Below are 13,396 nucleotides of genomic sequence, written 5' to 3'. Positions count from 1 at the left end.
CGCCTACTCCGCAGCCACCAGCACGGGCTCGGCCCGGTGCGCATTGCGGGTGAACTCGTCGATGCGCCTCTCGATCTCAGGGCGGAAGTTGCGGATCAGGCCCTGGATCGGCCAGGCCGCCGCATCGCCCAGCGCGCAGATCGTGTGGCCTTCGATCTGCTTGGTGACGTCGAGCAGCATGTCGATCTCGCGCTTCTGCGCCTCGCCGCGCACCAGCCGCTCCATGACGCGCCACATCCAGCCGGTGCCCTCGCGGCACGGCGTGCACTGGCCGCAGCTTTCGTGCTTGAAGAAGTAGGACAGCCGCGCGATCGCCTTCACGATGTCGGTGGACTTGTCCATGATGATCATCGCCGCCGTGCCGAAGGACGACTTCAACTCGCGCATGCCGTCGAAATCCATCGGGGCGTCGAGAATATCCTCGCCCTTGACCACCGGGCAGGACGCGCCGCCGGGGATGACGGCAAGCAGATTGTCCCAGCCGCCGCGCACGCCGCCGCCATGCTTCTCCACGATCTCGCGGAAGGTGGTTCCCATCGCCTCTTCGACGACGCAGGGCGTATTGACGTGGCCGACCAGCATGTACAGTTTCGTGCCGACGTTGTTCGGCCGGCCGATGGCCGAGAACCAGGCGGCGCCGCGGCGCAGGATGGTCGGCGCGACGGCGATCGACTCGACATTGTTGACCGTGGTCGGGCAGCCGTAGAGGCCGACATTGGCCGGGAACGGCGGCTTCAGGCGCGGCTGGCCCTTCTTGCCTTCCAGGCTTTCCAGCAGCGCCGTCTCCTCGCCGCAGATATAGGCGCCGGCGCCATGGTGGACATAGATGTCGAAGTCGTAGCCGTTCTTGTTGTTCTTGCCGATCAGCTTCGCGTCATAGGCTTCGTCGATGGCACGCTGCAGCGCCGAGCGCTCACGAATGAACTCGCCGCGCACATAGATGTAGGCCGCCACCGCGCCCATCGCGAAGCCGGCCACCAGGCAGCCCTCGACCAGCGTGTGCGGGTCATGGCGCATGATGTCACGATCCTTGCAGGTGCCGGGCTCGGACTCGTCGGCGTTGACGACGAGATAGCTCGGCCGGCCGTCGCTCTGCTTGGGCATGAACGACCATTTCAGGCCAGTGGGGAAGCCGGCACCGCCGCGCCCGCGCAGCCCGGACGCCTTCATCTCGTTGATGATCCAGTCACGGCCCTTGTCGATGAGGCCCTTGGTGTCGTCCCAGATGCCGCGCGACATGGCGCCCTGCAGCGACTTGTCGAAGCGGCCATAGATATTGGTGAAGATGCGGTCTTTGTCCTGAAGCATGTTCTACTCCTCAGACCGGCTTCTTGCCGAAGACGCGGATGTATTCGGCTACCCCGCCCTTGGCGAGTGCCTTGGCTTGCCTGACCCAGTCCTCGCGCTCGATGCGGCCGTGGAAATTCAGGTAACCGTCGACCCAGGCGCGCTCGGCCTTCTTCCACGAAGCGACTTGCGCGAAGGTATAGATGCCGAGCGAATGCAGGGTCGCCTCGTTCTTCGGCCCCACGCCGGAGATCAGCTTGAGATCGTCGACCGCCGCCGGCTTCTCGATGCCCTTGGGCCGGTCCTTGTGATCGAGCGACGGTTTGTCCGCCTTCGCGGTCGTCTTCTTCGCCGCCGCGCCGATCGGGTCGCCCTTCAGCATCTCGGGCGCCTTGTAGGCGCTCGCAGCCCCCTGCGGCGGGATCGGACGGGTGCGCTTCTTGCCCTTGACCTCTTCGACGGCCGGCTCGGCCAGATCAGCCTTCTTCTTGTCGAACTTCGGGGCCGGCGAAGCGGTCTCGGCGGCGGGCGCCGCCTTCGGCGCCTTTTTCTTCGGCGCCTTCTGCGACGGATCGGTTTCGGGGGCGTCCGTTGCCGCCTTGGCGGCGTTGGACGGCGGGATTTCCGCCGCCTTGGCAGCCTTGCCCGTTTTGTCGCGCGTGGACTTCAGCACCGCCTTCTCGTCGGCCAGCGCCGTAAACCCGCCTTCCGGCGCGGAATAGAAACGGTCGATCTGCGGGCCGGGCTTGATGTCGCTCCCCTTGCCCGCCTCGAAGGCGTCGATGATCTCTTCCAGCCGCTCCGGCGTCAGGTCCTCGTAGGTGTCCTTGAACACCATCACCATCGGCGCGTTGACGCAGGCGCCGAGGCACTCGACCTCCTCCCACGACAACGTACCCGCCGCATTGGTATGGAACTGCTCGTGGTGGATCTTCGAGCGGCAGACATCCATCAGTTCGCCGGCGCCGCGCAGCATGCAGGGCGTGGTGCCGCAGACCTGGATATGGGCGCGCGTGCCAACGGGCTTGAGCTGGTACTGCGTGTAGAAGGTCGCGACCTCCAACCCGCGGATATAGGGCATTTCGAGCATGTCGCAGACGGCTTCGATCGCCTTTTGGGTGACCCAGCCTTCCTGCTCCTGCGCCAGCATCAGCAGCGGGATGATCGCCGACTGCTGCCGGCCCTTTGGATATTTGGCGATCCACTTCCTGGCCGCCGCCGTATTCGCCTTGTTGAAGGCGAAGGACGCTGGCTGGGCGGCTGGCTCTGCGAGACGACGTACGGACATAATTAGCGATCGACCTCACCAAAGACGATGTCGAGGGAGCCGAGGACGGCGGTGACGTCAGCCAGAAGATGACCGCGGCACAGGAAATCCATGGCCTGAAGATGCGCGAACCCCGGCGCGCGCAGCTTGCAGCGATAGGGCTTGTTGGTGCCGTCCGACACGAGGTAGACGCCGAACTCGCCCTTGGGCGCTTCCACGGCTGCATACACTTCGCCGGCGGGCACATGGTAGCCTTCGGTGTACAATTTGAAGTGATGGATCAGCGATTCCATCGAGCGCTTCATGGCTCCGCGCTTGGGCGGCACCACCTTGCCGTCGAGATTGGAGACCGGACCGGTCGATTCCTTGCCAAGCAGAAGGTCGATGCACTGGCGCATGATCTTCGCCGACTGGCGCATCTCCTCCATGCGGATGAGATAGCGGTCGTAGCAGTCGCCGTTCTTGCCGACCGGAATGTCGAAATCCATCTCGGCATAGCATTCGTAGGGCTGCGACTTGCGCAGGTCCCAGGCGGCACCTGAGCCGCGCACCATGACACCGGAAAAACCCCAGGCCCATGCGTCTTCCAGCGACACCACGCCGATATCGGCGTTGCGCTGCTTGAAGATGCGGTTGGGCGTCAGGAGATCATCGAGATCGTCGAGGTTCTTCAGGAACGGATCAATCCAGCGGCCGATGTCCTCGATCAACTGCTTAGGCAGGTCCTGGTGGACGCCGCCCGGCCGGAAATAGGCCGCATGCATGCGCGAACCCGAGGCCCGCTCGTAGAACACCATCAGCTTCTCGCGATCGACGAAGCCCCACAGCGGCGGCGTCAGCGCACCGACGTCCATGGCCTGCGTCGTCACGTTCAAGATGTGCGACATGATGCGGCCGATCTCGGAATAGAGAACCCGGATCAGCTGCCCGCGCTTCGGCACCTCGATGCCGAGCAGCCGCTCGGCGGCAAGCGCGAAGGCATGCTCCTGGTTCATCGGCGCGCAATAGTCGAGGCGGTCGAGATAGGGCACGGCCTGCAGATAGGTCTTGTGCTCCATCAACTTCTCGGTGCCGCGGTGCAGCAGCCCGATATGCGGATCGACGCGGTCGACCACCTCGCCATCCAGTTCCAGCACGAGGCGCAGCACGCCGTGCGCGGCCGGATGCTGCGGGCCGAAATTGATGTTGAAGTTGCGGACAGACGTCTCGGCCATGGATGCGCCTCAGTTCGCCTTCGCCTTCTCGTCTCCCGGCAGCACGTATTCGGTGCCTTCCCACGGGGACAGAAAGTCGAAATTGCGGAATTCCTGCTTGAGCTCGACCGGCTCGTAGATCACGCGCTTGGCCTCGTCGTCGTAGCGGACCTCGTAGAAGCCCGTCAGCGGGAAGTCCTTGCGCAGCGGATGACCCTCGAAGCCGTAGTCGGTGAGGATACGGCGCAGGTCCGGGTGGCCGGAGAACAGCACGCCGTAGAGATCGTAGGTCTCGCGCTCGTACCAGTCGGCGCCCGGCCACACACCGGTGACGGACGGGACGATCGTCTCCTCGTCGGCCCACACCTTCAGGCGGATGCGAAGGTTCTGCTTCGGCGAAAGCAGATGATAGGCCACATCGAAGCGCTTTTCGCGTGCCGGATAGTCGGCGCCGGAAATATCGATGATGGAGACGAACCGGCAGCGCGCGTCGTCGCGCAGGAAGGTCGCCGCGGCGACCACGCTTTCGGGCGCCACGACCACCGTCAACTCGCCATAGGCGAGCACGCTGTCCAGCACGGTGTCGCCGAGCTTTTCGCGGATGTGGGCGGCAAGATCGCTGAGAGCTTCGCTCATGTCAGGTCACCGTTCGATCGTGCCGGTGCGGCGGATCTTCTTCTGCAGGAGAAGGATGCCGTAGAGCAGCGCCTCGGCGCTCGGCGGGCAGCCGGGCACGTAGATGTCGACGGGCACGATGCGGTCGCAGCCGCGCACCACCGAATAGGAATAGTGATAGTAGCCGCCGCCATTGGCGCACGAGCCCATCGAGATGACGTAGCGCGGCTCCGGCATCTGGTCGTAGACCTTGCGCAGCGCCGGCGCCATCTTGTTGGTGAGCGTGCCGGCGACGATCATCACGTCCGACTGGCGCGGTGAGGCGCGCGGCGCGACGCCGAAGCGTTCCGAGTCATAGCGCGGCATCGACGTATGGATCATCTCGACGGCGCAGCAGGCCAGGCCGAAGGTCATGAACATCAGCGAGCCGGAGCGCGCCCAGGTGATCAGCGCGTCGGCCGAGGTGACGAGAAAGCCCTTGTCGGCCAGTTCATTGTTGATGCCGGCGAAGAACGGATCGGTCGAGCCGACCGGCTTGCCTGTGGCCGGATCCAGGATACCCTTGGGCTGCGGGGCGACAAGCGTGCCCCCGCTTCTCACCGGAGTGGCGCTCAATCCCATTCCAGCGCTCCCTTCTTCCACTCATAGGCGAAGCCGATCGTCAGCACGCCGAGGAAAACCATCATCGACCAGAAGCCGAGCATGCCGATCTTCGAGAAGGAAACGGCCCACGGAAACAGGAACGCCACCTCAAGATCGAAGATGATGAACAGGATCGACACCAGATAGAAGCGGATGTCGAATTTCATGCGGGCATCGTCGAACGAATTGAAGCCGCATTCATAGGCGGAAAGCTTTTCCGGATCGGGATTTCGATAGGCCACGATGTAGGGCGCGGTGATCAGCGCCAGACCGACGACCAGCGCCACGCCGATGAAGATCACGATCGGCAGATACGAACCGAGAAGTGCGTTCATGCTGCGACTTTCCGTTTGCGGCCTTCCGGCCAGACTTACAGCACGGGACCGTATTGCGGAAGCGTGACAGTTTGCCTGCTGAACCGATTGAACGGCCCATATGCTGCAACGCGGCGAGGGTTAGCGCAGCGGTTCTTGTGAAGCAAGTCAAACATTCGCCAAAATCGGCTTCTGGCGGGCAACCGGTGCAAAACTGGCCTTATCCGCTCCTGTTTGATTTCCTTCGCTTTTTACTCCACTTTTTCTCCTGACAGCAAAACCGCCGCTTCCTTGCTAGGGTAGCTGGAATCGGGTGTCGCAGCGGCATCCTGACGAAGCAGAAACGGAACTCATGAAAGAGAAGATTTCGCTGCCCCTGGCCCGCCGCATCGCGCTTGCGGCGCAGGGCTTCGCCGATCCCGCGCCGGCAGGAACGATCGACCGGCGGCACCTGCAACGCGTGCTGTCGCGGGTCGGCCTGTTCCAAATCGATTCCGTGTCGGCAGTGGTGCGCGCGCATTACATGCCGCTTTATTCGCGGCTCGGTTCCTACCCGATGGCCTTGCTGGACGGTGCGATGGCCGGCCGCAAGCGGCTGCTGTTCGAATACTGGGCGCACGAAGCTTCGCTGCTGCCGCTCGAGCTCTGGCCGCTCATGCAATGGCGCATGCGGCGGGCACGCGCCAACGACGCAAGCGAGATATATAAAGGGCTCGCTGTCTGGGCCGAGGACAAGAAGACTTTCATCGACGAAATCCTGCAGGAGGTCAGGAGCCGAGGCCCGCTTGCGGCATCCGATATCGAAGGCCATAAGGGCAAAGGCGGCTGGTGGGGCTGGAGCGACGCCAAGCACGCCTTCGAGTGGCTGTTCTGGGCCGGGCTGATCACTACCCATTCGCGGCGCGGCTTCGAGCGGTTCTACGACCTGCCGGAGCGCGCGCTGCCCGCCTCGGTCCTCGATCTGCCCGAGCCGTCCGCCGCAGACGCGCACCGCGAACTTCTGCGCATATCTGCTCGCGCGCACGGCGTGGCCACCTATGCGGACCTGCGCGACTATTTTCGCCTTTCGCCCGACGACACCAAGAAAGGAATCGAGGAACTGGTGGAGGAAGGCGCGCTGCTTCCGGTCACCGTCGAGGGCTGGAACCGACCGGCTTGGCTCTACAAGGACGCCCGCATGCCGCGCCGCATCGAGGCGCGCGCGTTGCTCGCCCCCTTCGACCCCGTCGTGTTCGAACGCACCCGCGCGGAGACGCTCTACGGTTTCCGCTACCGCATCGAAATCTACACGCCCGCCGAAAAGCGCCAGTTCGGCTATTATGTGCTGCCGTTCCTGCTCGGCGATACGATCGTCGCGCGCGTCGACCTGAAGGCCGACCGCCCGACCGGCGTCCTGCGCGTCCACGCGGCGTTCGCCGAGTCCGGCGCACCGCCGGAAACCGCCGCCTACCTGACGGAAGAGCTGAAGCATCTCCAGGGCTGGCTCGGGCTGGAGCGCATGGAGATCACCCCGGCGGGAGACCTTGGACCCGCTTTGCTGGCCGCGGCCGGGCCGGACGTCGCAGCCAGCGGCTGATACCGCTCAGGTTGCAAGCGGCGGCCGCGACCTGTACCCGCAAACTGTCGAGCGGCATGATATCGCCGCCATGCCGTTGCACGCTGGTGATGATGCAGGATGAAACCAGGGAGCCGAACCGAACGCTGAGACTGGCTTTGCCGGTCTCCGTCGGCCTGCATGCCGCCATCGCGGCGCTGCTGATCTTCGGGCTGCCGAACTCACTCGAGACACCGCAAAAAGAAGACGCGGTGGCAGTCAAGCTCGTTGCGCCTCCCATAGAGCAGCCAAAACCGAAAGCTCCCCCTGCCCCGCAAAAACCGCCGGAACCACCCAAAAAGCAAGCGGAGGCCGCCAAGACGCCGCCGAAGCAAACGCCTGCCAGCCAGCCTATCCCACGCCTGAATCCGGTCGTGCAATATGGACGAAAGGATACCGGCCCTCGCAAATCCTTGCAGGGAGATAGCGCGGAAGCCGGCGGAGCCGCCGAAGCCGACCGGCGGGAGGAAACGAAGCGACAGGAGGCCTCCGCCCCCGAGATCATGGCTTCGCCGGGCGGAAGCACCCAGGCACCGCCAAAACACGACGAAGCCAAGCCGAAGGCGGAGAAAGCCGAGACACCGAAAAGAGGAAAGACGAAAAAACTGAAGAATGTCAGATCGCTGTTTTCGAGATCGTCCACCGGCGACGCGCTTGCAGTCACGGCGATGGCGGGGATGCCGCGCAGCGCGCGGGGCGGCACGCTTTGCGTCAGCGAACTCAGCGCACAGCTCACCCATGCCGATCCGCCCTATTTCGCGGACCTGCTGCCCTCCTATCCGCTGAAGGATGGAAACGTCATCGACGTGCCGCGCGCGGCTTTTCGGGTCGGCGGGAAATGGCGCGACCTGGCCTACCGTTGCGAAGTCGATGCCGACGCCACGAAAGTTCTGTCCTTCGCCTTCCGCGTCGGCGACCCGATCCCGCCCGACGAATGGCAGCGGAGGGGACTGCCGGTCCGATAGCTGCCGGTGGTCCCCGGCGGACCGTCCTGTCCGGAAACCGACACCGTGCAGCGCGCGCCGTCATTGACAGTGTCCTTGCCGGCAGCCTAAATCCCGCGTGACGGTCTTCTCCCGAGAAGGAGAAGCTAAGAGGGAATGCGGTGTAGGAGATTTTCCGAATCCGCGGCTGTCCCCGCAACTGTAAGCGACGAGCCGAAGCCGAAGGCCACTGGATATCCGGGAAGGCGGCGACACGGCGAAGAACCGCGAGCCAGGAGACCTGCCGTCGAACACAGAATTCCGATCGTCCGGCGGGTGTCCCGGACAAGGAGCCGCATTTTGAACCGCGACGATGTTTTCCCCGACCTGACCGACGTTGCAGCCGGCGACCCATCGCATGGCGCGACCAACGGTGCCGACGTTACGATCGTGGTCTGCGCCACCTGCCGCGACGAAAGCGGCTCGGACGCGCATCCGCGCGCCGGCACCGTTCTCGCGGGAGACGCCCGCCGCGCCGCCGGCGGCACCGTTGCCGTCCGCACGGTGGACTGCCTCGGCAACTGCAAGCGCCGGCTCTCGGCAGCGCTTCTGCGCAAGGGTGGCTGGAGCTATATCTTCGGCGATTTGACGACCGCCAGCGGCGCCGACCTCGTGACCGGCGCCCGGCTTCTTTCAGAATCCGCGGACGGCCTGATCCCCTGGCGCGGCCGCCCCGATTGCCTCAAGCGCGGCCTTGTCGCGCGCATCCCTCCCCTCGACATGCTGAAGGACATTCCATGACCGCTTCCGCTTCCCGCGTTCCCTGCACCGTCGTCACCGGCTTCCTCGGCGCCGGCAAGACGACGCTGATCCGCCACATACTTGAAAACGCCGGCGACAAGCGGCTGGCCCTCATCGTCAACGAGTTCGGAGACGTCGGCGTCGACGGCGAGATCCTGAAAGGCTGCGGCGTCGATACCTGCCCGGAGGAGAACATCGTCGAGCTGGCCAACGGCTGTATCTGCTGCACCGTCGCCGACGACTTCGTGCCGGCGCTGGACCAGATCCTGTCGCGCACGCCGAAGGTCGATCACATCCTGATCGAGACTTCCGGCCTCGCCTTGCCTAAGCCGCTGGTGCAGGCCTTTCAGTGGCCGAGTGTCAAGAGCCGCGTCACCGTCGACGGCGTCGTGGCGGTGGTGGACGGGCCGGCGCTGGCGGACGGCCGCGTCGCCGCAGACATGGATGCGCTCGCCGCCCAGCGCGCCGCCGACGATGCACTCGACCATGATAATCCGATCGAGGAGGTCTTCGAGGATCAGGTCGGCTGCGCCGACCTCATCATCCTGTCGAAAAGCGACCTGATGGACGCGGACGCCTCCGCCAAGGCCAACGCCCTTTTGAACGAGCACGTCGCGCGGGCCGTCAAGGTGGTGCCGACCACCCAGGGCAAGGTGGACCCTTCGGTGCTGCTCGGCCTCGGCCTCGCCGTCGAGGACGACATCGAGAACCGCAAGAGCCATCATGACGGCATGGCCGACCACGAGCACGACGATTTCGATACGTTCGTCGTCGAGATTCCGACGGTGGCGGACCCGCAGGACCTTGCCGCCCGCGTGGCGAAGGCGGCGGAAGAAGAGAACGTGCTGCGCGTCAAGGGATTCGTCGAGGTCGGCGGCAAGCCGATGCGGCTTCTGCTGCAGGCGGTCGGCCCGCGCGTGAACCACTATTACGACCGGGCCTGGACGGCCGGGGACGAGCGCCGCTCGAAGCTGGTGGTGATCGGCCTGAAAGGCCTGGACAGGCCGGCGATCGAAAAAATACTGGCGGGCTGAACGGAAAAGCCGGAAGAGTCAGGTCATGCACATCCTGACCACCACTTCGGCGTCGCTCGACGATATCGCCGAGCCGATCGACTTGAGGCAGCAGCCGGCCGACATTCTGGCGCTGTCCTTCACAGACAGCGATCTGGCAGGTCTGGCTTCTGCCTGGAAGGAAGAGCGCGGCGCGCTGCCGTCGATGCGGCTCGCGGCCCTGCGCGACCTGCGCCATCCCATGTCGGTGGATCTGTGGATGGACGGCGTTGCCAGCCACGCCAAGGTCATCCTCGTGCGCCTTCTCGGCGGCTACGACTGGTGGCGCTACGGCTGCGACCGCCTGTCCGCGCTGGCGCGCGAACGTGGAATCAAGCTCGCCCTGCTGCCGGGCGAGGACCGCGACGCAGAGCCGCGACTGGCCGAGGCCTCGACGCTGCCTCAGGACGAGCTTGCCGCGCTGCTCGGCTACTTCCGGGCCGGCGGACCGGACAACATGCGCGCGCTGGTTCGCCGTCTGGCCGGTCTTGCCGGGCGCGACATCGATACCGCCCGGCCGGTCGAGGTGCCGAAGGCCGGGTACTACGAACCGGGCATGGGCGTGGTGGACCTTTCGCATGGAGGGAGATCGATCGCGCACGATGGCTCACCCCCACCCCTGTCCCCTCCCCGCAAGGGGGAGGGAGACGCCGGCGCCGCCGATCCGGCAAATCGCCTGGGCGACCGGATTGCGGCATCGCTGCAAAGTCCCCCTCCCCCTTGCGGGGAGGGGTTAGGGGTGGGGGTGCACGACGCCGAAATGGAGGCAAAAGCCACCCCCGTCGTTCCCATCCTCTTCTATCGCTCGATGCTTCTGGCGGCTGATGCTGCGCCGATCGATGCGCTGACGGCGGCGCTGCGGGCGAAAGGCATCACGGCCGTCCCGATCTTCGTCTCCAGCCTGAAGGACAAGGAATCGCTTGCCTTCGTGGAGGCTGCCTTCAAGTCCCTCCGGCCGTCGGCCGTCGTCACGGCCACGGCCTTCGCTTCCAGCGCGGAGCCTGGCGTCGAGACCCTGTTCGACCGGGCCGGGGTGCCTGTCTTCCAGGTGATCGTCGCCACGACCCGGCGTAATGCGTGGGAAACCAACCAGCGTGGCCTCGCGCCGGCGGACCTCGCCATGCACGTCGTGCTGCCGGAACTGGACGGACGTATCCTCGCCGGCGCGGTCTCCTTCAAGGCACAGGGCGAGGCGGATGCCGAACTCGGCTTCCGCGCACTTTCCAATCGTCCGGAGCCGGACCGCATCGAGCAGGTCGCGAGACGCATCGCCAATGTCCTGCGGCTGCGGCAAACGCCAGCGGGAGATCGCCGCGTGGCGATCCTGATCCCCGACTATCCGAGCGCCCCCGGCCGCACCGGCTACGCGGTCGGGCTCGACGTCCCTTCCAGCGTGCTCGCCATGCTGCACGATCTGAGGGATGCAGGCTATGCCGTTGAAGGCATTCCGGAATCGCCACGCCAACTTCTGGACGCGCTGGAGCATGGCGACGACGGATTGGGCAAGGAGGAATACCGGCGTCATTTCTCCGACCTGCCTGTTGCCGCACGAGAAAGCATGACTACAGCGTGGGGCAACATGGGCGGCGACGCTTACGGGCAGACCGCCCCCGGAAGCACGGTCCCCGTCCGGGCGGCCACTTTCGGCAATGTCACCGTCGCGCTGACGCCGGATCGCGGCCGTTCGGAAGATCGCCGCGCTGACTACCATGACCCGACATTGCCGCCCCGACACGAACTCGTCGCCTTCGGCCTGTGGTTGCAAAAGGCTATCGATGTCCACGCCATCGTCCATGTCGGCGCGCATGGCACGCTGGAATGGCTGCCCGGCAAGACCGTGGCGTTGAGCGAAAACTGCTTTCCGGAGATCGTCACCGGTTCGCTGCCGGTCGTCTATCCCTTCATCGTCTCGAACCCCGGCGAGGCCGCGCAGGCCAAGCGACGCATATCCGCCGTGACGCTCGGCCACCTGCCGCCGCCGCTCGCATCCGCCGGGTTGGATGAAAACCAGCAGAAGCTGGAGCGGCTGGTGGACGAATACGCGCAAGCCGATGGCCTCGACCGCCGCCGCCGCGACCGGCTGGCCAGGCTGATTGTCGAAGCGGCCGAGGCCACCAGCCTTTCAGCCGATGCCGGCGTGGCGAAAACCGACGCGCCGGACGAGGCGCTGCGCCGCATCGACGCCTGGCTGTGCGACCTGAAGGATTTCGCCATCAAGGACGGGCTGCACGTCTACGGCCGCCCAGCCGAAGGCGAAGTCGATCCGCTGCGGCTGGCCAGCGCCGAAGCTGAGAAAACGAGCCTGCTGGCCGCACTCGACGGCCGCCACGTCGCCGCCGGCCCGTCCGGCGCGCCGGCGCGGGGCCGTACCGACGTTCTTCCGACCGGCCGCAACCTTTTCACCGCCGACCCGCGCACCATGCCGACGCCGACCGCCTACGACCTCGGCAAGGTCGCCGCCGACGAGATCGTGACTTCGTATCTGCAAGCGCATGGCGACTGGCCGCGCGCGTTGATCATCGACCTCTGGGGTTCGGCGTCACTGCGCACCGGCGGCGAGGAGATCGCGCAAGGGCTGGCGCTGATGGGCTGCCGCCCGCAATGGGACGCCGCGACCGGCCGCGTCACCGGCATCGAGGTATTGCCGCCGGCTGCGTTGGGGCGTCCGCGCATCGATGTGACCTGGCGCATCTCCGGCCTGTTCAGGGACATGTTCCCGGTGCAGATCGCGCTGATCGACGCCGCTGCGCGCGCGGTCGCAAATCGCGACGAGGACGACGACGAAAACCCGCTTGCCGCAGAACGCCGCGCCGCCGGCAAGGTCGCGCCACGCATCTTCGGTTCGTCGCCCGGCACCTACGGCGCGGGGCTGGAAAACCTGCTTTCGAGCGGCGACTGGGAGCGGCGCGAGGACCTCGGCCGCGCCTATCTCGACGCCGCCTCCCATGCCTATGGCGGCGCGGCGGGTGAAGGTGAAGCGGTTCCGGACGGTTTCGCCTCCCGCCTCGCGGAAGCCGACCTCCTCGTCCACACCGGCGACGATCCGGGCCGCGACATTCTCGAAGGGTCCGCCGATGTCGCCTTCATCGGCGGCTTTTCGGCGGCGGTGGCGGCGCTCGGCGGCAAGGCCGACGTCATCGTGCTCGACACCACCGACCCGCAAAAGCCGAAGCCGCGTTCCGTCGCCGAAGCCGTCGGCCGCGTCGTGCGGGCGCGCGCCGTCAACCGCCGGTTCATCGACGGCCAGATGCGCCACGGACCGCGCGGCGCATCGGAATTCGCCGAAACGGTGGACCGCCTCGTGGGCTTCGCAGAGACCACGCACGCCATCCCCGGCAATCTGATCGAGGCGGTCCACGACGCCTATGTCGGCGACGCCGAGGTCCGCGCCTTCCTGCTGCGCGAAAACCCGGCGGCCGCGGGAGTGATCGCCGAGCGCTTCCTGTCGGCGCGCCGGCGCGGCCTCTGGCATCCGCTGCGCAACTCCATCGACGACGATCTGGCGGCGCTGATCGCGGAGGCGGAGGCGCGACAGGCAGCGAAATCATCTCCACCCCTAACCCCTCCCTTCAAGAGTGAGGAGGAAAGGCGCGGTAGCTTCCCCTCCCCCTCGAAGGGAGGAGCTAGAGGTGGGGATACTTCCGAAAAGCCATCGGAGGCGGCCGAATGAACGCCGTTGCGCGACGTGGCGTCTGTCCGGCGCTTTCC

At 65.8% G+C, this 13,396-nt stretch carries 11 protein-coding genes and 1 riboswitch; of the genes, 5 read left to right on the top strand and 6 right to left on the bottom strand.

What is annotated here, in order from left to right; translation table 11 throughout:
* Positions 1-3 precede the first annotated feature (3 nt).
* Genes nuoF through ABMA46_RS12810 form a run of 6 tightly spaced genes read right to left on the bottom strand, consistent with a single transcriptional unit; the run spans position 4 to position 5,339 of the window.
* Complete coding sequence (gene nuoF, locus ABMA46_RS12835; RefSeq protein WP_348999852.1) at positions 4-1,308, bottom strand: NADH-quinone oxidoreductase subunit NuoF; 1,305 nt, start codon at positions 1,306-1,308, stop codon at positions 4-6.
* A gap of 10 nt (positions 1,309-1,318) precedes the next feature.
* Entirely contained in the window at positions 1,319-2,575 is a 1,257-nt protein-coding gene (locus ABMA46_RS12830) for an NADH-quinone oxidoreductase subunit E (protein ID WP_348999850.1), read from the bottom strand.
* Positions 2,576-2,577: 2 nt separating this feature from the next.
* A complete protein-coding gene (locus ABMA46_RS12825) occupies positions 2,578-3,768 on the bottom strand; it encodes an NADH-quinone oxidoreductase subunit D (protein WP_348999849.1) in 1,191 nt (396 codons plus the stop codon).
* 9 nt (positions 3,769-3,777) lie between these two features.
* Positions 3,778-4,383, bottom strand: a complete 606-nt coding sequence (locus tag ABMA46_RS12820; RefSeq protein WP_348999847.1) for an NADH-quinone oxidoreductase subunit C — start codon at positions 4,381-4,383, stop codon at positions 3,778-3,780.
* 6 nt (positions 4,384-4,389) lie between these two features.
* Positions 4,390-4,983: a NuoB/complex I 20 kDa subunit family protein gene (locus ABMA46_RS12815; protein ID WP_348999845.1), complete on the bottom strand. Its 594-nt coding sequence runs from the start codon at positions 4,981-4,983 to the stop codon at positions 4,390-4,392.
* Positions 4,974-5,339 (bottom strand): NADH-quinone oxidoreductase subunit A, encoded by a 366-nt coding sequence (locus ABMA46_RS12810; RefSeq protein ID WP_348999843.1) that lies wholly within the window; start codon positions 5,337-5,339, stop codon positions 4,974-4,976. The genes ABMA46_RS12815 and ABMA46_RS12810 overlap by 10 nt, the downstream gene beginning before the upstream one ends.
* 331 nt (positions 5,340-5,670) lie before the next feature.
* On the opposite strand from ABMA46_RS12810, the gene ABMA46_RS12805 reads away from it, so the two are divergent.
* From ABMA46_RS12805 to cobN, 5 genes are all read left to right on the top strand, one after another.
* On the top strand, positions 5,671-6,894 hold the full coding sequence (locus tag ABMA46_RS12805) for a winged helix-turn-helix domain-containing protein (protein ID WP_348999842.1): 1,224 nt from the start codon (positions 5,671-5,673) through the stop codon (positions 6,892-6,894).
* Between the two features lie 89 nt (positions 6,895-6,983).
* On the top strand, positions 6,984-7,877 hold the full coding sequence (locus ABMA46_RS12800) for a DUF930 domain-containing protein (RefSeq protein ID WP_348999840.1): 894 nt from the start codon (positions 6,984-6,986) through the stop codon (positions 7,875-7,877).
* A gap of 84 nt (positions 7,878-7,961) precedes the next feature.
* Positions 7,962-8,158: riboswitch (cobalamin riboswitch) on the top strand.
* Between the two features lie 37 nt (positions 8,159-8,195).
* Complete coding sequence (locus ABMA46_RS12795) at positions 8,196-8,636, top strand: DUF1636 family protein (protein ID WP_425475736.1); 441 nt, start codon at positions 8,196-8,198, stop codon at positions 8,634-8,636.
* A complete protein-coding gene (gene cobW, locus ABMA46_RS12790; protein ID WP_348999839.1) occupies positions 8,633-9,670 on the top strand; it encodes a cobalamin biosynthesis protein CobW in 1,038 nt (345 codons plus the stop codon). Before ABMA46_RS12795 ends, cobW begins: the two co-directional genes overlap by 4 nt.
* Before the next feature lie 25 nt (positions 9,671-9,695).
* Complete coding sequence (gene cobN, locus ABMA46_RS12785; RefSeq protein WP_348999837.1) at positions 9,696-13,358, top strand: cobaltochelatase subunit CobN; 3,663 nt, start codon at positions 9,696-9,698, stop codon at positions 13,356-13,358.
* Positions 13,359-13,396: the final 38 nt, after the last annotated feature.

The organism is Mesorhizobium hunchu (assembly GCF_040081975.1).
In the GTDB taxonomy this organism is placed as follows: domain Bacteria; phylum Pseudomonadota; class Alphaproteobacteria; order Rhizobiales; family Rhizobiaceae; genus Mesorhizobium; species Mesorhizobium hunchu.
The sequence above is the reverse complement of the archived record's forward strand: the minus strand, read 5'-3'. Positions and strand labels throughout refer to the sequence as shown.

Coding starts and splice junctions, on each gene's coding strand:
- ABMA46_RS12810 (WP_348999843.1), bottom strand. CDS start 5,339: ATGAACGCACTTCTCGGTTCGTATCTGCCGATCGTGATCTTCATCGGC.
- ABMA46_RS12825 (WP_348999849.1), bottom strand. CDS start 3,768: ATGGCCGAGACGTCTGTCCGCAACTTCAACATCAATTTCGGCCCGCAG.
- ABMA46_RS12820 (WP_348999847.1), bottom strand. CDS start 4,383: ATGAGCGAAGCTCTCAGCGATCTTGCCGCCCACATCCGCGAAAAGCTC.
- ABMA46_RS12805 (WP_348999842.1), top strand. CDS start 5,671: ATGAAAGAGAAGATTTCGCTGCCCCTGGCCCGCCGCATCGCGCTTGCG.
- ABMA46_RS12800 (WP_348999840.1), top strand. CDS start 6,984: ATGATGCAGGATGAAACCAGGGAGCCGAACCGAACGCTGAGACTGGCT.
- cobN (WP_348999837.1), top strand. CDS start 9,696: ATGCACATCCTGACCACCACTTCGGCGTCGCTCGACGATATCGCCGAG.
- ABMA46_RS12830 (WP_348999850.1), bottom strand. CDS start 2,575: ATGTCCGTACGTCGTCTCGCAGAGCCAGCCGCCCAGCCAGCGTCCTTC.
- nuoF (WP_348999852.1), bottom strand. CDS start 1,308: ATGCTTCAGGACAAAGACCGCATCTTCACCAATATCTATGGCCGCTTC.
- cobW (WP_348999839.1), top strand. CDS start 8,633: ATGACCGCTTCCGCTTCCCGCGTTCCCTGCACCGTCGTCACCGGCTTC.
- ABMA46_RS12815 (WP_348999845.1), bottom strand. CDS start 4,983: ATGGGATTGAGCGCCACTCCGGTGAGAAGCGGGGGCACGCTTGTCGCC.